A 24,895-nucleotide genomic window follows, 5' to 3' on the forward strand; every position below is an offset into this window, starting at 1 on the left:
GGCGTGAGCCAGCAGGGTTTTTTAATTTGCGGCGGTCGCTTTGCTGCGCAATCGACCCGCGGCTTCACCGGCCGCGATGGGCTTTCGCATCGTCAGCGCGTAGTGCGTGGAACCGCGCGGGTCGAGCAGCGTGTTCTGTACTCGCCTTAACGGCTCGCAAACGCGAACGCGAACCAGCCGGTGCTGCCATTCGTCGACATCCGACGCGGGCGGCGGCTCGTGTTCTGTGGCACGGCGACGGGTGCGCGTTGCGCGGTGAGGCGCAGCGGCGTCGGTTTGCGCAGCAGCGTGCGCAGCGAAAAACGGCGCGAGCTGCCTTGCAGACGCAAGGCGGAGAAGAACGTGTTGAACCAGGTGCGAATGCCGTCGACGGCTTTGGCATCGCGCCATTGTTCGCCCAGCGCGCGGGTGCGGGTGGCGTGATGGCGCAGCGCGCGCACGACATGGCGGCGCGCGGGACGCGCCGCTTTCAGTGCGGCGCGGGTAAGACGGGTGCTCAGGAGAGTATGCATGGCTTCACAAGTAGGCAACGTGTCGCGCGACGGAATGTGCGCCATGAAGAGCACCAAATGTGCCAATGGCGGTGTCGCGATGGACGGCGCGAAAGCCTGGAATTCGACTGAAAAATGCACGGAGTACAGCGGGGTCGGCCTTGGTGGCCTGTGCGCGGCGCGAAAGTGCGGGAGTGACGATCAACATGCAACGCAGGTTACACGCGATTCGTGACGTCATAAAGTCCGTTTTTACCCTGCAAATACGGGTTTTTACGGGGTAGATCGCGATTTGCGGCTACGGGGTCGCGCCCTTTGCGGTCGATTTTTGTGCGTGCTTGCCCGTTTGAAGTGCCATGAAATCGAGCACGGCGCATGAAAGCAGTGCGTAAGCTGCGGTTTTGCGGCGGTGAAACAGCACACTGTGCGATCGCGCCCGTTTTACAATCGGGCATCAGCTTGTCGACAGTAACGGAACACCATGTCACTTCATTCCAAGAAAGAGCAGATTCAGACGTTGCGGGAGCAGGGTTTTGTCGTGGTGCCCGGATTGGTGTCGCCCGAGCGTTGCGATGAATTGAAGCAGATTGCGCAGCGTCAGTTGCAGGAAGCAGCCGCGCCGATCGAGTTCGAAGCGGATCTGCAGTATCCCGGCGCACCGAGCTCCAAACAGGCGCCCGGCGGCCATACGGTGCGGCGGCTGCTGGATGCGTATGGACGTCATCCGAGTTTCGCGCAGTGGGCGACCGCGCCGGAAATTCGCGGCTGGATGGAACTGTATTTCGGCGAGGAGCCGCGTCTGTCACGCGCACACCATAACTGCATGATGACCAAGCATCCGGCGTACGGCAGCTTGACCGGCTGGCATCGCGACGTGCGGTATTGGTCGTTCGAGCGGGACGATCTGGTTTCGGTGTGGCTTGCAGTCGGCGCGGAGACGGTGGATAACGGCGCGCTGTGGCTGGTTCCGAAGTCGCACAGCGCCGCGTTCACCTCCGACCGGTTCGATCAGTCCAAATTCTTCCGCTCCGATCTGGAAGAAAATCAGGAATGGATTCGCACGGCGGTGTCGCCTGAACTGAAGGCCGGCGACGTGGTGTTCTTTCACTGCAATACGCTGCATTCGGCCGGCAAGAACATCAGCGATCAGGTGAAGTTTTCGCTGGTGTACACCTATCACGGCGCGAGCAACGTGCCGTTGCCTGGCACCCGTTCGGCTGCGAAGCCCGAAGTGGCGTTCTAGGTTTTCGATCTCTCGCGGCGGCGCATCGGCTTCACACGCTGAAAATCCGAAGCGCCGCGCGCTCGCGCACGCCGTTAGCGCTTGCGTCCCGACAAAGCCATTCCCGTCAATCCGGCGATCGTGGCCACGACGCCGCCCACGATCAGCATGATCGCCTTGTTGGTCGGTGAACCGGTAAAGACGCGCGAGACGTCGCTACTCACCGAATTGAACGCCTGCCCGCCGAAATACAGCAGCACGACACCGCCGACAATCAACGCGATGGAAATCGCCTTCGTCATCTACCTCTCCCATGAGCTTGAGTCGGGCAAAGTGTAGGGGAGCCGCAGGCGATCGTCCATCCCGCATACTGGGTGTCTGCATGCATCGCGTCGATTCGCTACCATAGCGGTCTGGCCGCACCCCCTCCTACAAAAATACAGCAGCACGCCTCCCGCAGCATGCAATTGCCCATGCCCGCACTGGTCGGGCGCCTTCACCATCAAGGACACTAGCAATGGCTTACGAAGCAGCTTCAGAACGCTATTCGGATATGCAGTACCGCGTCTGCGGCAAGTCGGGTCTCAAACTGCCGGCGCTGTCGCTCGGACTGTGGCACAACTTCGGCGACACCACGCCGATCTCCACGCAGCGCGACATCTTGCGCACGGCCTTCGACCTGGGTATCACGCACTTCGACCTCGCCAACAACTACGGGCCGCCGTACGGCAGCGCCGAAACCAATTTCGGCCGGCTTTTCAAGGACGACTTCAAGCCGTATCGCGATGAGCTGCTGATTTCGTCGAAGGCCGGTTGGGACATGTGGCCGGGTCCGTACGGTCAAGGCGGCGGTTCGCGCAAATACGTGCTCGCGAGTCTCGATCAGAGCCTGCAACGCATGGGCCTCGACTACGTCGATATTTTCTATTCGCATCGTTTCGATGCCGATACGCCGCTCGAAGAAACCGCGGGCGCGTTGGCGAGCGCCGTGCAGCAGGGCAAGGCGCTGTACATCGGGATTTCGTCGTACTCGGCAACCAAAACGCTCGAAATGGCGAAGCTGCTCGCCGGGTACAAGGTGCCGCTGCTGATTCATCAGCCCGCGTACAACATGCTCAATCGCTGGATCGAACACGAGTTGCTGGATACGCTCGAGAAGGTCGGTGCCGGCGCCATCGCGTTCACGCCGCTCGCTCAGGGTCTGCTCACCGGCAAATACCTGAACGGCGTGCCGGAAGACGCGCGCGTCAACAAGCCGGGCGGTGGATCGTTGAAGCAGGAGCATTTGAGCGCGCAAAACATCGAACACGTGCGCAAGCTCAACGACATCGCGCAACGTCGCGGCCAGAGCCTGGCGCAGATGGCGCTCGCCTGGGCGCTGCGCGATCCGCGCGTGACGTCCGTGCTGATCGGCGCAAGCCGTGCGGAGCAGGTGCGCGAGAACGTCGGTGCACTGAAGAATCTCGCGTTCTCGAAGGACGAACTGGCCGAGATCGACCGCTACGCGACCGAAGGTGGCATCAACCTGTGGGAAAAGCCGTCCACGGATCAGGCGATCTGATCCCCGCGCCTTGGTCCTTCACGCCGCAGCAATAGAAAAGCCGCCCACGGGGCGGCTTTTTTCTTTTAGACGAGCGCCGGCAAACCTTCGACCAGCACGACCGCGAACACTACGCCGATCAGCGCGCCAAGCACGCGCAACGCGTTGTGCCGGAATTCCGTCTTGCAGGGAAGCGCACCGACAAACAAAGCCCCGGCCAACGCCATCGGAATGACCAGGATGAAATCGCCGATCGTGAAGTAGGTCGTCATTCTTGTCTCCATATGTATTCCGGCGAAGGCGGCGGCTCGATTTATGGAGTCATGCACCGCCCACGCTCGATTTGAGTATAGGAGACAAGTGAAGTCGATATGACGGCGCTTTGCGGCGCTGCAGCGGCTATTCGCAAGCCGCTGAACCCGGTGCGGCAAGGGCCGCCGCGATTGCCGCGACGCAGCAAATGCGACGCAAAAAATGTCGCGTTCGTTTACGTCGGCCTTACGTTTTAGCGTCATTCAATGCGCGTTGGGTCGTCGCGCGAGCATCAGATGCGAGGTTGCTCACGTCCGCGCAAGCGCATCGTTGCAACCAGTCCGATGATGAGCAGCACGCCCACCAGTCCCGCGACACCGTTCCATCCGAAACCGGCCCACACGTGACCGCCGTACGAGCCGACCACGCTCGAACCGATGTAATACGCGAGCAGATACAGCGCGGCGGCCTGACCTTTGGCATCCTTGGCGAGACGTCCGACCCAGCTGCTCGCCACCGAATGTCCGGCGAAGAAGCCGAACGTCACGCACGCGATGCCGGCCGCGATCGCCGCCAGCGGCTGCAACATGGTGAGCGCGAGACCGAGCACCATCAACAGCAAGCTGGCGGTGAGCACGCGAGCGCGGCCAAAGTTATCGGCCATGCGCCCCGACCACGGCGAGGCGACTACGCCTGTCAGATACACGACGAAGATCGCGCCGATCTCCGTCTGATTCAATTGATAAGGCGGCGCGAGCAACCGGTAGCCGATGTAGTTGTACAGCGTGACGAAGCTGCCCATTAGCACGAAGCCGAGCAGAAACAGCAGCGACAGTCCGGGTCGCGTGAATTGCTTGAGCAGGGCAGTGCGGTGATGCGTAAAGCCGAGTCCGCGCCGCGGTACGAAATGGCGTGACGGTGGCAGCAGCGCGCGAAACGCGAGCATCGACAGAATGCCGAGCACGCCGATCGTGCCGATCGCGACACGCCACGAAAACAGATCCGCGACGACGCCGGTGATCACGCGTCCGGCCATCCCGCCAATCGCCGTGCCGCCGACATAGAGTCCCATCGCGAGGCCGAGCCCGTCGGGATGCACTTCTTCCGCGAGATAGGCCATCGCGACGGCGGGCACGCCGCCGAGCGCGAGACCTTCGAGCGTGCGCAGCACGAGCAGTTGGTGCCACTGCGGCGCGATCGACACACCGATGGTCAGCAGCGCGGAAAGGGTGAGCGATAGCGTCATCAGCTTGTGACGGCTCCAGCCTTCCGAAACGAAGCCGGCGACGAACACCGCAAGCGCGAGCGCGGCCGTGGTCAACGAGAGCGACAGGCTGCTTTGTGCCGGCGTCACGTTAAACGCCGTCGAAAAAGACGGCAGCAAGGGCTGCACGCAATAGAGCAGCGAGAACGTCGCGTAACCGGCGAACAGCAACGCGATGCTGGCGCGCCAGTACGCGCGCGTGCCGCGTTCGAGGTATGGGATGTCGGGCACGGCGGAAGCGGTCGAAGCAGGAGCAGCCGAAGTAGCAGTCCGGTGGGAGTCCGGCGGCGGGGTCACGAAAAAATCTCCTCAGGGATGCAAAGGACACAAAGGAGTTAAGGATACGCTGAAAAGGGCGCGCGAGGCGGTGCGGAGCGCAGTTGGCCGCCACGACGACGCGATCTGCCGGCACGTCCTGCGCCCTCTTCGCGGCATCCAAGAACGATGACTACCCGCGCGTCGCGGCATCGCTAGCGGGCGCGGAAGGATGCACGATCTGCTCATCCGTCGGCAGCGCGGACGCGTCCCAGCCACCGCCCAGCGCCTTGATCAACGCGACGCTCGCGGCCATCCGCCGCCGCGCGATGGACACGGCGTCGCGCTCGTTGGTGAGCGCAGTGGTTTGCGCGACCACCACGTCGAGATACGTGATCGCGCCGTTCTTATAGCGATTCGATACGACTGCCAGCGCACGTTGCGCGGCGGTCACCGCATCGTCCTGCGCGGTCGCTTCCTGTTCGAGCACGCGCAGGGCGGCGAGATTGTCCTCGACCTGGCCGAAGGCGCTCAGCACGGTCTGCCGGTATTGCGCGACGCTTTCGTCGTAGTGCGCGCGGGCCTGTTCCTTCACGGAAGCGCGTCCGCCGAAGTCGAGCAGCGTGCCCGCCAGCGTCGGCCCCAGCGACCACAGCCGGCTCGGCGCCAGCAACCATTGACTGTAGTTGGTGGCTTCGAGGCCGCCCGTCACCGACAAAATGAGGTTCGGAAAAAACGCCGCCGTCGCCACGCCGATCTGCGCATTCATATCGGCGACGTGCCGTTCCGCCGCCGCGATGTCTGGGCGGCGTTCGAGCAACGCGGACGGCACGCCCGCCGCCGCCACGACCGGCACCGCAGCGAGCGGCGCAACCGGCAGGGAAAACGTGGAAGGCGGCTGGCCGGTCAGTATCGCGATCGCGTGTTCGAGTTGCGCGCGCTGCACGCCGAGGTCGAGTGCTTGCGCCTGGGTGGTCTTCAGTTGCGTCTGCGCCTGCGCGACATCGGCGTCCGTGGCGATGCCGCCGGCGTAGCGGTGCTGCGTCAGATCAAGGGCTTGCTTGTAGGCTTCGATCGTGTCGTCGAGCAGTTGGCGCTCCTGATCGAGCCCGCGCAGCTCGAAGTAGTCGGTGGCGAGTTCGGCCTGCATCGACAGGAGTACGGCTTGTGCATCGGCGGCGCTGGCCTGCGCTTCGGCTTTCGCGCCTTCGACACTGCGCGACACGCGGCCCCACAGATCGGGTTCCCACGACGCGTCGGCTTGCACGAGGTAGTCGTTCAGCGTGAGGCCGGCGGTCGATTTGTGCAGCACGTTTTCCGACGAACGCGCGCGTGAATAGGCGCCGGTCGCGGTGACGACCGGGAAGAAGCTCGAGCGATATTGCGCCACGGTTGCGCGGGCGGCGCGAAAGCGTGCTTCGGCGGCCTGCACGTTCTGGTTCGCGCTCGCGACCTGTTGTTCGAGCGCGTCGAGCGACGGGTCTGCATAGATGCTCCACCACGCGCCGCGTGTGAGCGTGTCGGCGGGTTGCGCGGGTTTCCAGCCGGTGCCTTCGAGTTCCTTGTAGGTTGCGGTGGTGGTGGCGGACGGCTTCACATAGTCGGGGCCGACGGTGCATGCGGTGAGTGCGCATACGCTTGCTAGCGCCAAAGCGGACGCGCGCAGCGAGACGTGTCGCAGCGGTGGGGCGGCGAAACGGCGACGAGATGCCGGCGCGTTCATGACGATGCCCTCGCGAACAGCAATGAGGCGACGTGCGCAGTCTCGGAGCTTGAGGCTATCGCGCTGGAGGAATCTGCCGCTCCGTCACCGCTCTTCACTGCGCCGGACGCGCTCCCTGCCGCGCCACCACTCGCGACCGCGGCGGATGCGCCCGCCGCCGCTTCGCCCTTTGCCGCTGCGCCAGACGCGCCCGTTCCCCGTTCACCGCTCGCCGCTGCGCCAGACGCGCCCGCTGCCCCTTCACCACCAGCCGCCGCGCCAGAAGCACCCGTTGCCTCACCCGCTTTCGCCGCCACGATCCGCACCGGTGCGCCATCGACGATCGAGTCCTGTGGATTCAGGATCACCTCCTCTTCGCCTTGCAGGCCGGACACGATCGCTACGCGCGTGCCGAAGTCCGTTCCCAACGACACCGGCACGAGCTTCACTTTGTGTTGCGCGTCGACGGTCGCGACTTTCACACCGTCCGGACGGAACAGCAGCGCATTGCCCGGTAACGTGAACGGCGCCGCACCCGTGCCCAACGCGAAGTGCACTTGCGCATACGCACCCGGTAGCAAATCGCCATTGCGGTTATCGACATCGACTTCGACCAGCATCGTGCGTTGTTGCGGATCGACGGCGCCCGCGGTGCGCGCCACGGTGCCCGGATAATGTTTCGCCGGCGTCTCCGTCAGCGTGAGAAACGCGTTCTGCTGCGCGCGAACCTGCTGCGCGTAAGCCTGCGGCACATTCACATAAACGCGCAGCCGATCCGCCTGCGCGACATGAAACAGCTCCTTCGCTGGGCCGCCGGAACTGCCCGCGTCGATCAGCGCACCGACATCGACATTGCGCGCCGTCACGATGCCGTCGAACGGCGCATACACCTTCTGGAACGACTGCGTCTTCTCGAGCCGCGCCACGTTAAAACGCGTGGCGTCGAGCGTGGCTTTCTTCGCGAGCATGTCGCCGACCTTCTCGTCGGTTTCCTGCTTCGAGACGGATTTGCTTTTCAGCATGTCGGTCCAGCGGTCGGCGGTGCTTTTCGCGAGCGCATAGTTGGCGTTGGCGTTCGCGAGATCGGCACGGGCGGCGCGCAGTTGATCGTCGACTTCCGGCGTATCGATCTCCGCGAGCAACTGGCCGTTTTTCACGTGCGCGCCGATGTCGGCGTACCACTTCTTCAGATAGCCGTTGGTGCGCGCGTAGATCGGCGTATCGAGAAAAGCCTGCACATTGCCGGGCAGCACGAGATCGAGTCCGACCGTTGACTTCTGCGGCCGCACGACTTCGACGCTCGTCTGGCTCGCATGCTCGGCATCGCGTTCGAGCGCCGCGTGTGCATCGTGGCGCGACCAGATACCTTGTGCCGCCAGCGCGATGACGGCTACGGCAACCGCAATGCCGATCCAGCGTGCGCGCTTTGCCTTTGCCGGATCGCGCGCAGTGCCGGAACCGTCTGGACGTTGTCCTTCCATCAAACTTCCCCTGTCAAGATGCATGGGCAGTCGAAGCTGCCTCTTGTGCTGCCTGCTGTTGCCGGCACGATAACCAAAGCGCTCTGCATCACGGCTTGCCCACCACGTGTTCAGCCGCGCGCAAGCGACGTGCCGCGAGTCGCCGGTAGATCATCGAAAACACCACCGGCACGAAAATCAATGTGGCCAGCGTGCCGATCGTCAGGCCGCCGATCACCGCGCGCCCGAGCGGTGCATTCTGCTCGCCGCCTTCGCCGAGACCGATCGCCATCGGCACCATGCCGATCACCATCGCGAGCGCCGTCATCAGCACCGGACGAAAACGCGTGAAGCCCGCTTCGATCGCCGCGCGCGTGGCGTCGCCGTGTTCGAGCAGCTGCTCGCGTGCGAAGCTGATCACGAGAATCGAGTTGGCGGTGGCGATGCCGATACACATGATCGCGCCTGTGAGCGCGGGAATCGACAGCGTGGTGTGCGTGAGAAACAGCATCCACACGATGCCTGCGAGCGCGCCGGGCAGTGCGGTGATGATAATGAACGGATCGAGCCACGACTGGAAATTCACCACGATCAGCAGATACACCAGCAGAATCGCGAACACGAGACCCGCGAATAGGCCCGAGAACGAATCGTTCATGGTCTGCACCTGGCCGCGCACTTCGATGGTCGAGCTTTTGGGCAGATCGGCCTTGGCGTCGTCGATGATCTTGCGGATGTCGTCGGACACGCCCCCGAGATCGCGGCCGTCGGCGGTGCCGAAAATATCGATCGTGGTCTGCGCGTTGTAGTGCGTGAGCGTCGCGTTGCCCGCTTCGCGCCTCATGCTGGCGAGCGAGCCGAGAATATTGCTGCGGCCATTCGCGTTCAGCGGAATGTTGGCGAGCGATTGCAACGAGTCGATCGTGTATTGCGGCGCTTCCGTGATCACGTTGTAGCTCACGCCGTTGCGCGGATTGAGCCAGAACGTCGGCGTGGTTTGCTGGCTGCCGGACAGCGTGATCAGCAGATTGCTCGCGATGTCGCGTTGCGAGAAGCCGGCTTGCTGCGCACGCGTGCGATCCACGTCGATAAAGATGCGCGGCAAATCCGCGGGCTGCTGGATGCGTGCATCGACGAGACCGGGCACCGTGCGCAGACGGTTCAGCAAGTTCGCGGCGAACACGCGATTGCCGGCCACGTCACGGCCGACGATCTGAATGTCGATCGGCGACGGCATGCCGAAGTTGAGCGTTTGACTGACGATATCCGCGGGCAGGAAGGCGAACTGTACACCGGGGAATTCGTCGGTGAGCGTGCGCCGCAGCGTGCGCACGTAGTCGGCGCTCGGATGGTGATCGGGATTGAGCGTGATCAGCACGTCCGCATCCGAGGTGCCGATCGTCCCAGTGTTGCTGTACGAGAGGTTGATGCCCGAGACCGGCAAGCCGATGTTGTCGATGATCGAATGCAGCTCACCGGGCGGTATCAACTGACGGATCCGCGTATCCACACGATCGGTCACTACCGCCGTTTCCTCCACTCGCATGCCGGTTTTCGCGCGCAGATGCAGCGCGATCGTGCCGGCGTCGACCGCTGGGAAAAAATCGCGGCCGAGAAACGGCATCAGCAGCATCGACGCGCCACAGCAGACCAGAAACAGCGTCACGAACAGACCGGGCCGCGCGACGCGCGCTTCGAGAAACGCGCGATAGCGGTCGCGCAAACGCGAGAAGCCGCCTTCGAATGCGTAGTGCACGCGCATGAACGGATTGCGTGTTTGCGCCGGCGCGTGATGCAGATCCGCCGGCTTATGGTGATAACGCAGCAGGTATTTCGCGAGCGTCGGCACGAGCGTTCGCGAGAAGAAGTAGGACGCCAGCATCGCGAACACCACCGCTTCGGCGAGCGGGATGAACAGATAGTGCGCGACGCCCGTCAGCAGAAACATCGGCACGAAGACGATGCAGATGGACAAGGTCGACACCAGCGTCGGAATGGCAATCTGATGCGCGCCGTCGAGAATCGCCTGCTCGAGCGTCTTGCCTTGTTCGAGTTGATGGCTGATGTTTTCAATCGCCACGGTCGCGTCGTCCACCAGAATGCCGACTGCGAGCGCGAGCCCGCCGAGCGTCATGATGTTGATGGTTTCGCCGAGCAGGGAGAGCGCGATGATCGACGTGATCATCGACAGTGGAATCGACACCGCGATGATCAGCGTGGCGCGCCAGTTGCCGAGAAACAGCAGAATCATCAGACCGGTCAGGCATGCCGCGATCAGCGCCTCGCGCAGCACGCCTTGCACGGAAGCACGCACGAACAGCGACTGGTCGGCGACGGGGTCGATATTCAGCGAGGCAGGCACGAGATTGCGCAGCGTCGGCATCATCTTCTTGATGCGGTCGACGATTTCGAGCGTGGATGTGTTGCCGCTCTTGTTGATGGTGAGGAGCGCCGCGCGCTGGCCATTCACGCGCACGATATTGGTCTGCGGCTGGAAACCGTCGCGCACATGAGCGACGTCGCGGATATAGACGGTGCCGTTGGCGGTGGATTTGATCGGAATATTGTTCAGGCCTGCCAGCGAATCCGGACTGCCGTTCATTTGCACCGAGTATTCGGTCGAGCCGATTTTCGCGGTACCCGAGGGTAGGATCAGATTTTGTGCGGTGACCGCATTGACCACGTCCATCGGCGAAAGATTGCGCTCCTGCAGTTTGCGCGAATCGATATCGACCATGATCTGCCGCTGCTTGCCGCCGTACGGCAGCGGCGCGGACGCGCCGGGCACGGTGGCGAGCTGCGTCTTCAGGAAGTTGTTGCCGAAGTCGAATAGCTCCTGCTCGGTGAGCGAGGCGGACGACAGCGCGAGCCGCAGGATCGGCACCGTCGAGGCGTTGTAGCGCAGGATATTCGGCGGCGTGATGCCGGGCGGCAGCGAGCGCAATTGCGTTTGTGACAGCGCGGTGACCTCGGCGAGCGCTTCATCGATATTGGCGTGCGGCTGGAAAAAAATCTTGACCACCGCGATGCCGTTCAGCGAGGTCGACTCGGTGTGCTCGATATCGTTGACCGCAGTCGAGAGCCCGCGCTCGTAGTTGAGCACGATGCGTTTTTCCATCTCGTCGGCGGGCAGGCCGTTATACGACCAGATCACCGAGAGCACTGGAATGTCGATATTCGGGAAGATGTCGGTGGGCGTGCGCAGGATCGTCAAAGGTCCGACGATCAGCAATAGCAGGGCCAGGACGACGAACGTATACGGGCGCCGCAGCGCGAGACGAACGATCCACATGACTAGTTCTGCCGCTCAAAGCCGCGCAGTGCGGCGCCATCTACATGGCGGACGCGGCGGGCGGGACGCGCGCCGCAGCGGTGCGGGCAGGCCGGCGCGGCGGTCGGATCGAGCAAATGGTCTAGTTGGTGCACGTTTTTGATATCTCACCCCAGCAGGGTTTATGATGGTCTCGTTGCGACGCGTTACGCCCCGAATCATCGGTCCAGCGCGCCGTAATGGGAATAGGGCGAAACAAGGGGTAAAGAGCCTTGAGTTCGCGCTTTCCTCGGCCCCGCAAAACGGGAACAATGACTCGAACCTCTCACGCGTATCACGCGCAGCAGATTGGGTGCGTACGCAACGTTATCGGCGGAGCGACGCTTTTATCATCACCTTGACCGGCGTGAAATCATAAAGCCGGCTATGGGAGAAACGGGGAAACATCATGCAAATCGGTTCCATTGTCCGATCGGTGCATATCGCCGTGCCGCAAGGCGCGCGCGGGATCGTCATGCGCATTCTCGGCGACATGGCCATGGTGGCGTGGTATGCCGGGGAGCCCGGCGCATCGCCGCACCTGAATACTGAACCCTTTTTCCTTGAAGACCTGATCGATACGGGCGAGCAAGTGCGACCGTCAAGCGCGCAGATGCATTGAAGGCAGTTTGAGTACAAGCCGTGTGCAAGTTGTAAGCCGCGGGTGGTTCCGCGTTGTGAGCCTTCGCCCTCGTCTTTGACGGCGGCGCGGCGCACAATGCGGGCATGAACGACGACATCCTCGATCCACAGGACAGCGCAAATAGCGCTGTGCCTTTCGCCCGGCTCAAGCCGGAAATCGTGCTCGACGCGCTCGACAGCGCGCTCAGCACAGTCGGCGTGCGCACCGACGGCCGCATGCTGCCGCTTAACAGCTACGAGAACCGCGTGTACCAGGTGGGCGTGGAAGACGGCCCGCCCGTGGTCGCAAAGTTCTACCGTCCTGAGCGCTGGAGCGACGCCGCCATCCTTGAAGAACATGCTTTCGTTGCCGATCTCGCCGCGCGCGAGATTCCGGCGGTGCCTGCGCGCGAGCTCGATGGCCGCACGCTGCATACCTTCGATGGCTTCCGCTTTTCCATCTTCGAACGTCGCGGCGGCCGCGCGCCGGATCTCGACCGGCGCGACACGCTCGAATGGCTCGGGCGTTTCATCGGCCGAATTCATGCGGTTGGCCAGACGCAGAACTACGCCGAACGTCCCACGCTCGACACCCACACCTTCGGCTACGAGCCGCGCGACTTTCTGCTTGCGCACCGTTTCGTGCCGGACGACTTGCGCACCGCGTGGGAAACCGTGGTGAACCTCGCGCTCGAAGGCGTGGAGCGTGCGTTCGAACGGGCCGGCGACATCCGTATGCTGCGCATGCATGGCGACTGCCATCCGAGCAATGTGTTGTGGACCGACGCTGGGCCGCATTTCGTCGACTTCGACGACAGCCGCATGGGACCGGCCGTGCAGGATTTGTGGCTGCTGCTGCCGGGCGAACGTGTCGAAGCGTCGCGCGCGTTGGCGGATCTGCTCGCCGGCTACGAAGACTTCTGCGACTTCGAGCCGCGCGAACTCTATCTGGTCGAAGCGCTGCGCACGCTGCGGTTGATTCACTATCAGGCGTGGCTTGCGCGCCGCTGGGACGATCCGGCCTTCCCCGCGGCGTTTCCGTGGTTCAACACGCAGCGTTATTGGGAAGACCGCATCCTCGAGTTGCGCGAGCAGCTCGGCGCGATGCAGGAAGGGCCGCTCTGGCCCGTTTGAGTGCATCCCGGTTGATGAAGGCATGCACTCTCTATCCGACGCGGGCGCTCACGGCGCCTGCGAAGCAACGCTCGACGACTCCACCAGCGTCGATCTGACGATCACTTCCGCACGGACGTCGCGCCCGATTGCTTCGATCGCGGGACGCATCTGCGCGAAGTCGTCGGGCGTGCAGACGTCGCTATCGAAATGCGTGGCGCCATCGCGCGTCATCGTGACGACGTTGCTGAGCGGATCGAACGCGTACTGCGACTGGAAATCGACGAAGCGATCCTGGGTTCGTTTCGCCTCCGGCATGTCGAGCACGCGGAAATTGGCGGGCAACTCGATACGCGCGCGTTCGTGCAACGCCAGGTTGTGGCAGACGAACGGCTGCGTGCGCTGGCGCTCGCCGAGCCAGTAACGCGTATCCGCTTCGAAGCCGCCGGCCAGACTCGTCAACGCCGGAATCGAGGCCGCCGCGCCTGGCACCACGAGACTTTCCAGTGTCCCTTTCATGTTGATGACGAGCGGGCCGTCGGCGACGTTGAGGTCGTTGGTGGTGAGCATAGCGGTGCCGCGCAGGTTGGCGCTGCGCAACTCGGCCTGAATCGACTCCTCGCGTTGCGCGGGCGTCTGCGTGCGCAACATCGCGCGCGCCTGTTCGGCGGAGGCGCCGACCGCTTCCAGCCGATACGTGAAACTCGCCGAGCCGTCCGGTTCGACCTTGATCGACAGATCGGTGTTACGCGTCATGAACGCCGTGGCGGGCGTGCGCGAGAGCACACCCTCGCCGACGAGCACGGTCGGCCGGTTCATATCGGACGATGGCAGAAAACCGAATTCGACATTCGACGCGGTCGAGTCCGCGTATTGCTGCAAATCCGGCAGCCACGTGATGATGTGATTGATCACGCCGTAGCCCGGCACGCTCGGCAGCGTGTAGATCGTGCCGCTGCTGATCAACGCCGGCTCGTTGCGCACGCCGGCCGCGTCGAGTAGCGCGCCGTAAAGCGCGACGTGATCCTTGCAATCGCCATAACGGTTCGCGAGCACCGCGCTCGCGCTGTGCGGCACCACCGCGCCGCGTCCGACATTGATCGCCACGTAGCGCACATTGCGGCGCACCCAGTCGTACAGCGTCTTGGCCTTGTCGCGCGGCGTGCGGTCGTGCGCGGTGAGCTGTTGTGCAAGACGCGTGATGGTGGCGTCGTGCGCGCTCGGGTCCGCCGCGGATTCGCGGTAGGTCCCGGCGAACGCGGCGTAGTCGGGGAAGGTCGAGACCATCAACCGGTCGCCATACGACACGTAGGCAACGGAACCACGTTCGAGGCGACTGAAATGAGCCTTGTCGTAGCGATATTCGTAACGCGTGCGGCCGTCGCGCGTCACGGGTTGCAGAGCGGTGAAGCCGCGCGCGTCGGCATAAAGCGGCTTGTCGGCGGGCAGATCGTAGATCAGGCGGAAGTTGTGCGTCGGCGCGAGATCGGGCGGCGTGAAGTCGCTGAATTCGCCCGGCACGATCGGCTGCTTCTGCGTCTTGCGATAGGTGAGGTGCACGCGCGCGCCCGGCTCCACGGCGGGGAACACGATCACCTTTTCCTGGATGTCCTGGAACATCGGCGCGTCGAACGAACGAGCTTCCTGGACGTCGCGGATCTGCTCCGGCTGCACGTCGTGACGCACGCCATCGCCGGTGGTCGTGTAGGCCTCGAGAATCTGCACGTCCGCCATGTTGCGGTTGAACCAGACGTATTGCTGCGCGACCCGCGCGACGCCGGCTTCGTTGTTCACGTGCAGCGTCATCGAATCGAGCTTCGAGAAGGAGCCGTCGGCGCTGACGGTGAAGGTCTGGGTCTCGCCTTCGTTCGTATAGGGATCGTCCAGTCTGGCCGGGACGCCCGCCACCGCACCGTGGATGCCGGCAAGCCAGCCGAAAGAGGCAAGACAGACCAGGAAAGAGAGGCGCATGGCAGGCTGGTATCCGAACATAACGTTGACGGGATCGTCAGTTAGAGTCGGTTTGCGCCGCGTAGATGTCAAGCGGCTGCCGCGCGTTCGGATTGAGCAAACCGCTTAATTGTGTAATGATAGCCATTATCATTTGAAAGGCATCGCCAGCTCTCTGTCACATTCTCCTCCTCTGTGACTGCCAGCCAGCCTCTCAGCCGGATGGCCTGGACCGCAAGCCGGGTCGTCCGGCACCTCCGTTTCGAACCCTTCCTTGATCAATGGCGGGTGAACGCGCGCTTTGTCGCCGTGTGCCCGCGATTGATCAACTTGCTGCGCCTGGAGCCCGGATTTGAACGCGCCTGACTCGATCGAGATGAAACCCGCCGCTGGTCACGGCACGCAATACGTTGCCCATAAACTGGAGCGCGGCCATCATCTGATGGACGACGCTGAGCAGGCGGCGCGGCGTCGGCGTTCGCGGCGCGCGAACTTCATCAAGTGGCTGCGCAAGGTGCATGGATGGGTCGGCCTGTGGGGCGCGGTGCTCGGCCTGATGTTCGGCGCGACCGGTTTTCTGCTGAATCACCGCGCCGGTCCGTTGAAGGTGTCGTCGGGCGAGCCGCAGGTCGAGGAAATGCAGATTCCCGTGCCGCAACAGCAGCTGCATTCGCCGATGGACATGGCGAAGTGGCTCAAGAGCGAATTGAAGATCGACGGCAAGCCGGGCAGGATGAAGCGCGAGCCGGCGCATCCGGTGGCGTGGGGCGATCGCAGCACGATGCAGCCGGAGTTCTGGCAAGTCGGCATCACGGGGCCGTCGCAGAACGTGCAGGCTGAGTATTGGGTGGGCAACGGTTTCGTCGCGGTGAAACGCACGCACAACTCGTTTCTCGCGACCATGAACAACCTGCACAAAGGCGTGGGCCTGAGCGTCGGCTGGGTGTTGCTGATCGATACGATCGCCGGCAGCATGATTCTGCTTTCGCTGACCGGCGTCCTGTTGTGGACCGAGTTGAACAAGCGCCGCGTGGTGGGCGCTGTGCTCGTGGGCGGATCGGTGATCGCCGCGGTGGTGTGCGGTTTGATGTAAGCCGCGCTGCGCTATTGTGCGCAGCGGCGGTTAGGAAAAGCGCCGTGCGCCGGCAAGATTCGCTTCAAACGCTGCAAGCCGTCCCGCCGGAAGCCGCGATCTCCCGCGCGGCCTTGGCGCCTTCGACCTGAAGCAAGGTCGGCAGCGAAACGCCGTTCTTGGCCGCCGTCACCTCGGCGAGAATCGACACCGCGATTTCAGGCGGCGTGCGGCTGCCGATATAAATCCCGACCGGTCCATGCAAGCGGGCCAACTCGGTATCGTTCAGATCGAACTCCTTGAGACGTTCGCGCCGCGCCTGATTATTCCTTCGCGAACCCAACGCGCCGACATAAAACGCCGGCGTCTTCAACGCTTCCATCAGCGCGAGATCGTCGAGCTTCGGGTCGTGCGTCAGCGCGATCACCGCGCAGCGCTCGTCGAGTTTCATCTCGATCACGGTGTCGTCGGGCATGGTCCGCACGATCTTCGTGCCGGGAATATTCCATTCCTCGGTGTACTCCTCGCGCGGATCGCACACGGTGACCTGATAATCGAGCCCCACCGCGATATGGCACAGATAGCGCGACAACTGCCCCGCGCCGATCACCAGCATGCGGTAACGCGGACCATGAATCGTCAGCAGACGTTCGCCGTCGAAATGCACGCCGTCGGTTGCCTGCGCGTCTTCGAGCTGCGTCGCGCCCGTCGACATATTCACTTCGCGAGCCACGAGGCGTCCGTTCTCCACCGCGTTGCACAGTTCGGCAATGCCGCTTTGCGGCGTCAGCGGTTCGAGCACCAACTGGATCGTGCCGCCGCACGGCAGCCCGAAGCGATGCGCTTCCTCGGCCGTGATGCCGTACTTGACCGCTTCCGGCCGCGTCTGCTCGATACCGCGTTGCCGCACGCGGTCGATCAGATCGTCTTCGATGCAGCCGCCCGATACCGAGCCCACCACGAGTCCATCGTCGCGCACCGCGAGCATCGCGCCCTCGGGACGCGGCGACGAGCCCCACGTCTTCACCACCGTCACCAGTAGCGCGCGATGTCCTTCTTCCAGCCAGCGTGCGCTGGACTTCAGGACTTCGAGATCCACGCTGTCCATGATTTCTTCCTTTTCGTTGCGTCGCCGCCGGACTCGCCGTCCGCGGCCTCATTCGATGCTGTATTGTGCGGCACCGCGTCATCGGCTGCATTCTCACCGGCGTCCGGGGCCGCCGCGCCCTCGCTGTCGCCGCCTACCTGGGCGCCGAAGCGCTTGAAGAATTCGCCTGCGATTTTACGCGCCGCGCCGTCGACGAGCCGCGAGCCGATCTGCGCGAGCTTGCCGCCGACCTGTGCGCTCGCCGTGTAGCTGAGCTTCGTGGCGGCCTCTCCGTCGGCTTCGAGCGAGACGTGCGCGTTGCCCTTGGCGAAGCCCGCGGCGCCGCCCTGGCCTTCGAATACGATGCTGTACGAGTTCGGCGCGTCGATGTCGGTGAGTTGCATGCGGCCCTTGAAGCGCGCCTTGACCGGGCCGACTGCGGCGCTCAGCGCCACCAAGTAGGCATTTTCGCCGTCCGGGTCGATGCTTTCGCAGCCCGGAATGCAGGCGCGCAGAACCTCAGTGTCGTTCAGCGCGTCCCATGTGCGCTGCTGCGAAACGGGCAGCGTATGGGTTTCAGTCAATTCCATGATGTCGCTCCTGCGGTACCTGTGACGCCGGCACTGCGACGAGGCGCGCGCGTAAGTTGCGCGAGGTCGCGGCCGAACGCCGTCAGGCTGTCTAGATTATGAACTGGACGATGCGCGTCGACATACGGCAGGATCGCCTGCACGCCGCGCGCTTTCGGAGAAAAGCCGCTGAAACGAAGCAGCGGGTTGAGCCAGACGATGCGGTGTGCGAAGCGGTGCAGGCGGGCCATCTCGGTATCGAGCACATCGATCGCCTCATGATCGAGGCCGTCGGTGACGAGCAGCACCGTCGCCCGCCCGGTCAGCACGCGCCGCGCCCACCGGCGGTTGAATTCGGCGAGCGCGGCGCCGATCCGCGTGCCGCCCGACCAGTCCACCACCTGCTCGGTGAGCGTCGCGATCGCCACATCGGGATCGCGCTCGCGCAGCGCGCGCGTCGCGTTGGTGAGCCGCGTGCCGAACAGAAACACTTGCAAGCGTTCACGCGATTGCAACAGCGCGTGGCAGAAATACAGCACCGCGCGCGAATAGCTGCTCATCGAACCGGAGATGTCGAGCAGCAATACCAGCGGCGGCTTGCGTTCGACCACCGCGCGATACTTCCACACCGTCCAGTCGCCGCCCGCGCGCACCGCGTGCCGGGCGCTCGCGCGCAAGTCCGCATGCGTGCCGTGCGAGGCGGCTTTCAGACGACGCGTCGGTTCCGTGGCGAGCGGCAGACGCTGGCCGCGAATCAGATGACGCAGGGTGCGCCATTCATCGGCGGAAAGCGTGTCGAAATCGCGGTGACGTAACCGCTCTTCCGCACTGAAGGTGACGTGCGCATGCAGTTCGTGTTGCTCGGTTTCCTGCGGCGCTTTGCCATGCGGTGATTTCGGCGCACGCACGGCCAGTGCATCGGCGAGACGGTTATTGCGTTTGGGTGGCGGCAGGCCGTCACGGACTTTCGGCAGGAGCAGCGCGCGCAGCTTGCCTTCCCAATCGGGATCGCGCCAGAACAAATCGAACGCGGCGTTGAACAGGTCGCGCTCGTCGGGCGCCGACACCAGCGACGCGGCGAGGGCGGCGCGCACGTCGTCGCGCCGGCCCAGATCGATCCAGTGCAGCGCGGCGAGCGCATCGACGGCTTGCGCGGGCGACATCGGCAAACCGGCGCCCCGTAGCACGCGCACGAAATGGACGACGTTGCGGGCGAGCGTGGGCGTGTCGTCGAGCGGTGAGGCGGGCTCGCCGGACGCGCTGCCGGGCAAGCCAATGCGATGGCCTGAAGCGTCGTCGTTGCCCGTGTCGATTGAATTCGTCATGCTGGCTATCCAGGCGCGGCGAGACACTGCGCGATTTGCGCGGCATCGATGCGCGCCAGATCGTCCTGATACTTGAGCAGCACGCCAAGCGTGTTGTGCACCGATTGCGGGTCGAGCTCCGTCACCGACAACGCCTCCAACGCGCGGCACCAATCGATCGTCTCGGCTATGCCGGGCGCCTTGAACAGATCCATGCCGCGCAGCCGGTGCACGAAATCGACCGCGCGCCGCTGCAATTCCGCTGACGTTTGCGGTGCGCGAGCGGCGACGATCTCCAACTCGCGATCGCGCTCCGGATAGCCGATCCATTGATACAGGCACCGGCGCTTCAAGGCGTCGTGCACTTCGCGCGTCCGGTTCGAGGTCATCACGACGAGCGGCGGTTGCACTGCGCGGACCGTGCCGTATTCGGGAATCGATACCTGGAAGTCCGAAAGCAGTTCCAGCAGAAACGCCTCGAACGGTTCATCGGCGCGGTCGATCTCGTCGATCAGCAACACGCGCCGCGCGCCCGGATGATTTTCGTCCGGCATCAGCGCTTGCAGCAACGGACGCTTCAGCAGGAATTCGCCGCGATACAAGGTGTCGTTATCGGGACGTTCGCCCGCGGCTTCGGCAAGCCGCAGCGCCATGATCTGCCGCGGATAGTCCCATTCGTAAAGCGCGCTGGCCGTGTCGAGACCTTCATAGCATTGCAGGCGCAACATCGAGGTGCCGAGCATGCCCGCTGCGGCCTTGGCGAGTTCCGTCTTGCCGACGCCAGGCTCGCCTTCGACGAACAACGGCCGCTCCATGCGCAGCGCGAGATACAGCGCGGTCGCCAGCTCGCGGCTGGCGAAATAGCTTTGGGCGGCGAGTTGAGCGAGGGTGTCGTCGATTGAAGCGGGCTGCATGGTGTTCCTGAATCTGCGCAATGGAGCGACGCCAATGAAGCAAAGCGGCCTTAACGCACATGAGCAAATGCGGCTGGTGTGTCCTGTGCCGAGGCACAAGGCACACCAGCCACGAACGGCAAGGAAAAGCTAAGTGTTCGCCTTCGTCACCGCGCGCGCGGCCAGCACCGGAATCAGGTGCGCGCGGTATTCGGCGCTCGCGTGCATGTCGGTGTTCAGGTCGGCAGCCGACACCGTCACCCCACGTGCTGCCTCGGGCGTGAAGTTCGCCGACAGCGCGCTTTCCAGTTCCGGCACACGAAACACCGACGACGCCGCGCCCGTCACCGCGACGCGCACACCGCCCGCGAACTTCGCGACGAACACGCCGACCAACGCAAAGTGCGAAGCGGGATTGCGGAATTTCTCGTACGCCGCGCGCTCGGGCACGGGAAACTCCACGGCGACGATTAGCTCGTCGGGCGCCAACGCCGTCTCATACATGCCGACGAAGAAGTCGCTCGACGCGATGCGCCGCCGGTCCGTGACGATGGTCGCGTCCAACCCCACGGCCGCCGCCGGATAACACGCGGCCGGGTCGTTGTTGGCGAGCGAGCCGCCTATCGTGCCGAGCGCGCGCACCTGACGATCGCCGATGTGCGCGGCGAGATCCGCGAGCCCCGGCGAGACGCGCCGCAGTTCCGCGTGATCCGCCACGTCGGCATGGCACACGGCGGCGCCGATCGTCACCGTTTTTGCGTCGACGGTGATCGCCTTGAGCGCGGGAATGCGCGTCACGTCGATCAGTTGCGACGGCTGGGCGAGACGCAACCGCATGGTGGGCAATAGGCTTTGGCCGCCGGCCAGAAACTTGGCGTCGCTGTCGGCGGTGAGAATGGCGGCGGCCGCTTTGGGGTCCGTCGCGCGTTGATACTCGAATGAATACATGTCGAATGCTCCGCTCAGGATCTCAATGGGGTTGCTTGGCAGCGTGAATCGCGGACCACACGCGATGCGGCGTCGCCGGCATTTGCAGGTCGGTCACGCCGAGCGGCGCGAGCGCGTCGAGGATCGCGTTGATCACCGCCGGCGGCGAGCCGATCGCGCCCGCTTCGCCGCAGCCTTTCACGCCGAGCGGATTGTGCGTGCACGGCGTGCCCTTCACGGTTTCGACGGTGAAGTTCGGCAGATCGGACGCATGCGGCATCGCGTAGTCCATGTACGAGCCCGACAGCAGTTGGCCGCTCTCGTTGTCGTACACGCAGCGCTCCAGCATCGCCTGGCCGATGCCCTGAGCGAGCCCGCCATGCACCTGTCCTTCGACGATCATCGGATTGATCACGTTGCCGAAATCGTCGACCGCGGTGAACTGCTGGATCCGGCACACGCCTGTCTCCGGATCGACTTCGATTTCGCAGATGTACGCGCCGGAAGGATAGGTGAAGTTGGTCGGATCGTAGAACGCGCTTTCTTCGAGGCCCGGTTCGAGCACGTCGAGCGGGTAGTTGTGCGGCACGTAGGCTGCGAGTGAGATGTCGGCGAATGCTTTGGTGCGATCGGTGCCCGCGACGCGGAACACGCCGTCCTTGAACTCGATGTCTTCCGCCGCGGCTTCGAGCAGGTGCGCGGCGATCTTTTTCGCCTTGGTTTCGATCTTGTCGAGCGCCTTCATGATCGCCGAGCCGCCGACCGCGATCGAGCGCGAGCCATACGTGCCCATACCGAATGGAATGCGGCCGGTGTCGCCGTGGACGATCTCGACGCTTTCCAGTGCGATGCCGAGCCGGTCGGCCACCACTTGCGCAAAGGTCGTCTCGTGTCCCTGGCCGTGACTATGCGAACCGGTGAACACAGTGACCGATCCGGTGGGATGCACGCGAATCTGGCCGACTTCGAACAGGCCGGCCCGCGCGCCCAACGCACCCGCGATATTCGACGGCGCGAGACCGCACGCCTCGATGTAGCACGAGTAGCCAAGGCCGCGCAGTTTGCCGTTCTTTTCGGATTCCTGTTTGCGCGCCGCGAAGCCTTTGACGTCCGCGAGTTCGAGCGAGCGGGCGAGGATGGTCTCGTAATCGCCGGTGTCGTAGGTGAGGCCGACCGGTGTCGCGTACGGAAACTCGCGGATGAAATTGCGGCGACGAATCTCCGCCGGATCGAGCTTCATGTCGCGCGCGGCGGTTTCCACCAGCCGCTCCACCACGTACGTCGCTTCGGGGCGGCCCGCGCCGCGATAGGCATCGACGGGAACGGTGTTGGTGAAGACCGCTTTCACTTCCGCATAGATCGCGGGTGTGGCGTACTGACCGGCGAGCAGCGTGGCATACAGAATGGTCGGCACGCTCGACGCGAACGTGGACAGATACGCGCCCATGTTGGCGGTCGTGTGGATGCGCATGCCGAGGAACTTGCCGTCCGCGTCCATGGCCAGTTCGGCCTTGGTCACGTGATCGCGGCCGTGCGCGTCCGAGACGAACGCTTCCGAGCGCTCGGCCGTCCACTTGACCGGACGGCGGATTTTCTTCGACGCCCAGGTCAGCGCGACGTCTTCCGCATATAGGAAGATCTTCGATCCGAAGCCGCCGCCGACGTCCGGCGCGATCACGCGCAGTTTCGATTCCGGCAGCGACAGCACGAACGCGGCCATCAGCAGGCGCTCCACGTGCGGATTCTGATTCGCGACGTAGAGCGTGTAGCTCTCGTCCTGCACGGAGTAGCTCGCGTTGACCGCGCGCGGTTCGATTGCGTTCGGGATCAGGCGGTTATTGACGATGTCGAGCGTGGTGACGTGCGCGGCTTTGGCGAAGGCGGCGTCGGTGGCGGCTTTGTCGCCGTGGCCCCAGTTGTAGCAGATGTTGTCCGGCACTTCGTCGTGCACGGCGGGCTGGCCGGCGTCGGCTGCATGCGCGGTGTCGACCACGGCCGGCAGCACGTCGTAATCGACTTCGATCAATTCGGCGGCGTCCTTGGCGGCCTTGATCGAATCGGCGATGACGAGCGCGACCTGATCGCCGACGTGACGCACTTTCGTATGCGCGATGATCGGATGCGGCGGCTCGTTCATCGGCTTGCCGTCGGTGCTGTGAATCAGCCAGCCGCACGGCAGGCCGCCGACGTTGTCAGCGGCCATGTCCGCGCCGGTGAAGATCGCGACCACGCCGGGCGACTGTTTGGCCGCGGCGGTGTCGATGCTGTTGATCTTCGCGTGCGCGTGGGGCGAGCGCAGGAACACCGCGTAGGTTTGCTGGGGCAGGACGATGTCGTCCGTGTACTGGCCGTTGCCGGTCAGGAACCGATAGTCTTCCTTGCGTTCGACGGAAGCGCCAATCAGGTGAGTGTCGGGTGCGTTCATCGTCGGCTCCTCAGGCGGTGGCCGGTGCGTTGGCATTCGTGGCGGCGTTGGCCGTGCCGGCGGACTTCATGCCTTCGGCGCCTTCGAGCACTGCTTTGACGATGTTGTGATAGCCCGTACAGCGGCACAGATTGCCGTCGAGTTGGGCGCGCACGTTTTCGCCGGTGAGATCCGGTTGGCGCTGGACCAGCGAGACCGCGCTCATCACCATGCCGGGGGTGCAGAAGCCGCACTGCAGGCCGTGGCAGTGTTTGAAGGCTGTCTGCATGGGATGTAATGCGCCGTCTTTCGCGAGCCCTTCGATGGTGGTGATGTCCGCGCCTTCCGCTTGCACCGCGAGGATGTTGCAGGATTTGATCGCGCGTCCGTTCAGGTGGACCGTGCATGCGCCGCATTGGGCTGTGTCGCAGCCGACGTGTGTGCCGGTGAGGCGCAGTTGATCTCGAAGGAACTGGACAAGCAGAGTGCCAGGGTCGATTGAGGCGCTGATGGGCGCGCCGTTCACCGTCAGACTGATGCTGATCGCCATGAAGTTGTCTCCTTATGGGGTGAGACCGGACCTTTTTGCTTGGTCTTTCTTCTGTTGCCTGTTTCGTGGGGTCCGATGCGGGTGCTGCGGGGTTTTCTTTCTTTATACGGCTGCTGAAAAGTAAAGCACAAATTGGGCTGGGGCGCTATGAGGGGTTTTTTTTGCGCGGGGCGCTTTGGGGGTGTTGGCCTTTCCTTGAGTTCATGGTGGTCTGTTGGCGTTGCCCCTGTGCGGGGCGGCACCTACTTTCTTTGCCGCGGCAAAGAAAGTAGGCAAAGAAAGCCGCTTCACACCGCCAGCTTATAAGCGGCTCCCCTGGCTCGGAGGAGGCAGTGGTGCATCTGGAATCCGTGCCCTCGCACATTCGACGTGCGTGACAAGGCAGTCATGCTTCCCGCCTCGCACTGCGTGCTCGCCGGAACGGTCCGCATGAAACCAGCGGATTCGTTTGTGCGCTGCGGGAGCCGTCGGCTTCGCCTCGGCGAGGCGCCGAAATGGCCGTGGTTAAAGAAGCGCTACGGGCGCAAGGGAAGGCCCGTGGTTTCAGACGTGCCGCTGGCGAGACGGCCGGTGGTTTGAGAAGTGCCACCGGCGCAAGAGACGGCCGTGATTCGACGAGTGCTTCTGGCGCGAGAGACGGGTAGCGATTCGACGAGTGTTGCTGGCGCGAAAGACGGGCAGCGTTTTGAGAAGTATCGACCCGCGAGACAACCGCTGTTGGATGAACTACCGCGACGGCGCGCGGAGCGCCGCCGGAAGAATGAGCGCTTTGTCACTGACGGGTAATGTGCGAGAACACGGATTCCAGATGCACCACTACCGCGACTGTGCGGGGGACCCGCTTAAGAATTAGCGGTGTGAAGCCGCTTTCTTTGCCTACTTTCTTTGCGGCGGCAAAGAAAGTAGGTG

General features: G+C 63.8%; 20 protein-coding genes. 5 read left to right on the forward strand and 15 right to left on the reverse strand.

The features are described 5' to 3' along the window. Positions 1–146: 146 nt before the first annotated feature. Entirely contained in the window at positions 147–512 is a 366-nt protein-coding gene (locus tag P0D96_RS44330; protein WP_132376385.1) for a hypothetical protein, read from the reverse strand. Positions 513–972: 460 nt separating this feature from the next. Between P0D96_RS44330 and P0D96_RS44335 the strand changes: the two genes are divergently transcribed. Beyond that, entirely contained in the window at positions 973–1,734 is a 762-nt protein-coding gene (locus P0D96_RS44335; RefSeq protein ID WP_408284396.1) for a phytanoyl-CoA dioxygenase family protein, read from the forward strand. A gap of 74 nt (positions 1,735–1,808) precedes the next feature. On the opposite strand, the gene P0D96_RS44340 is transcribed toward P0D96_RS44335, so the two are convergent. Further along, a complete protein-coding gene (locus P0D96_RS44340; RefSeq protein WP_132376382.1) occupies positions 1,809–2,015 on the reverse strand; it encodes a DUF3185 family protein in 207 nt (68 codons plus the stop codon). 215 nt (positions 2,016–2,230) lie between these two features. Here P0D96_RS44340 and mgrA point away from each other — a divergent pair, with 215 nt between their 5' ends. Further along, the gene (mgrA, locus tag P0D96_RS44345) at positions 2,231–3,274 is read left to right on the forward strand and encodes an L-glyceraldehyde 3-phosphate reductase (RefSeq protein ID WP_408176215.1); all 1,044 of its coding nucleotides are present in this window, start codon (positions 2,231–2,233) and stop codon (positions 3,272–3,274) included. A gap of 65 nt (positions 3,275–3,339) precedes the next feature. On the opposite strand, the gene P0D96_RS44350 is transcribed toward mgrA, so the two are convergent. From P0D96_RS44350 to P0D96_RS44370, 5 genes are all read right to left on the reverse strand, one after another. Further along, on the reverse strand, positions 3,340–3,525 hold the full coding sequence (locus tag P0D96_RS44350; RefSeq protein ID WP_007179669.1) for a hypothetical protein: 186 nt from the start codon (positions 3,523–3,525) through the stop codon (positions 3,340–3,342). A gap of 272 nt (positions 3,526–3,797) precedes the next feature. Beyond that, a complete protein-coding gene (locus P0D96_RS44355) occupies positions 3,798–5,066 on the reverse strand; it encodes an MFS transporter (protein ID WP_408320376.1) in 1,269 nt (422 codons plus the stop codon). A 151-nt stretch (positions 5,067–5,217) separates the two neighbouring features. Then, positions 5,218–6,747 (reverse strand): efflux transporter outer membrane subunit, encoded by a 1,530-nt coding sequence (locus P0D96_RS44360; protein WP_408320378.1) that lies wholly within the window; start codon positions 6,745–6,747, stop codon positions 5,218–5,220. Next, the gene (locus P0D96_RS44365) at positions 6,744–8,207 is read right to left on the reverse strand and encodes an efflux RND transporter periplasmic adaptor subunit (RefSeq protein WP_408320380.1); all 1,464 of its coding nucleotides are present in this window, start codon (positions 8,205–8,207) and stop codon (positions 6,744–6,746) included. Before P0D96_RS44365 ends, P0D96_RS44360 begins: the two co-directional genes overlap by 4 nt. An 88-nt stretch (positions 8,208–8,295) precedes the next feature. Then, positions 8,296–11,478: an efflux RND transporter permease subunit gene (locus P0D96_RS44370; RefSeq protein ID WP_408320382.1), complete on the reverse strand. Its 3,183-nt coding sequence runs from the start codon at positions 11,476–11,478 to the stop codon at positions 8,296–8,298. 427 nt (positions 11,479–11,905) lie between these two features. On the opposite strand from P0D96_RS44370, the gene P0D96_RS44375 reads away from it, so the two are divergent. Further along, on the forward strand, positions 11,906–12,118 hold the full coding sequence (locus P0D96_RS44375; RefSeq protein WP_042327325.1) for a hypothetical protein: 213 nt from the start codon (positions 11,906–11,908) through the stop codon (positions 12,116–12,118). A gap of 104 nt (positions 12,119–12,222) precedes the next feature. After that, on the forward strand, positions 12,223–13,251 hold the full coding sequence (locus tag P0D96_RS44380; protein WP_408320384.1) for a serine/threonine protein kinase: 1,029 nt from the start codon (positions 12,223–12,225) through the stop codon (positions 13,249–13,251). A gap of 48 nt (positions 13,252–13,299) precedes the next feature. Here the strand turns inward: P0D96_RS44380 and P0D96_RS44385 are convergent, their stop codons facing one another. Continuing rightward, a complete protein-coding gene (locus P0D96_RS44385; protein ID WP_408320386.1) occupies positions 13,300–15,201 on the reverse strand; it encodes a DUF3857 domain-containing transglutaminase family protein in 1,902 nt (633 codons plus the stop codon). Between the two features lie 331 nt (positions 15,202–15,532). Here P0D96_RS44385 and P0D96_RS44390 point away from each other — a divergent pair, with 331 nt between their 5' ends. After that, entirely contained in the window at positions 15,533–16,273 is a 741-nt protein-coding gene (locus P0D96_RS44390; protein ID WP_408320388.1) for a PepSY-associated TM helix domain-containing protein, read from the forward strand. Between the two features lie 64 nt (positions 16,274–16,337). Here P0D96_RS44390 and P0D96_RS44395 read toward each other — a convergent pair whose 3' ends face one another. From P0D96_RS44395 to P0D96_RS44425, 7 genes are all read right to left on the reverse strand, one after another. Further along, complete coding sequence (locus P0D96_RS44395; protein ID WP_408176202.1) at positions 16,338–17,360, reverse strand: XdhC family protein; 1,023 nt, start codon at positions 17,358–17,360, stop codon at positions 16,338–16,340. Then, entirely contained in the window at positions 17,333–17,929 is a 597-nt protein-coding gene (locus P0D96_RS44400; RefSeq protein ID WP_408320390.1) for an SRPBCC family protein, read from the reverse strand. Before P0D96_RS44400 ends, P0D96_RS44395 begins: the two co-directional genes overlap by 28 nt. After that, positions 17,920–19,233 (reverse strand): vWA domain-containing protein, encoded by a 1,314-nt coding sequence (locus tag P0D96_RS44405; protein ID WP_408320392.1) that lies wholly within the window; start codon positions 19,231–19,233, stop codon positions 17,920–17,922. The genes P0D96_RS44400 and P0D96_RS44405 overlap by 10 nt, the downstream gene beginning before the upstream one ends. Positions 19,234–19,238: 5 nt before the next feature. Continuing rightward, positions 19,239–20,126: an AAA family ATPase gene (locus P0D96_RS44410; protein ID WP_132376370.1), complete on the reverse strand. Its 888-nt coding sequence runs from the start codon at positions 20,124–20,126 to the stop codon at positions 19,239–19,241. 129 nt (positions 20,127–20,255) lie between these two features. Next, positions 20,256–21,053 carry an FAD binding domain-containing protein gene (locus P0D96_RS44415; RefSeq protein WP_132376369.1) on the reverse strand — a complete coding sequence of 266 codons (798 nt, stop codon included), beginning with the start codon at positions 21,051–21,053 and terminating at the stop codon, positions 20,256–20,258. Between the two features lie 22 nt (positions 21,054–21,075). After that, positions 21,076–23,457 (reverse strand): xanthine dehydrogenase family protein molybdopterin-binding subunit, encoded by a 2,382-nt coding sequence (locus P0D96_RS44420; RefSeq protein ID WP_408176199.1) that lies wholly within the window; start codon positions 23,455–23,457, stop codon positions 21,076–21,078. Positions 23,458–23,467: 10 nt separating this feature from the next. Beyond that, positions 23,468–23,986 (reverse strand): (2Fe-2S)-binding protein, encoded by a 519-nt coding sequence (locus tag P0D96_RS44425; RefSeq protein WP_408320394.1) that lies wholly within the window; start codon positions 23,984–23,986, stop codon positions 23,468–23,470. Positions 23,987–24,895: the final 909 nt, after the last annotated feature.

The sequence above is a fragment of the Paraburkholderia sp. RL17-347-BIC-D genome, assembly GCF_046027915.1.
Taxonomy (GTDB): Bacteria; Pseudomonadota; Gammaproteobacteria; order Burkholderiales; family Burkholderiaceae; genus Paraburkholderia.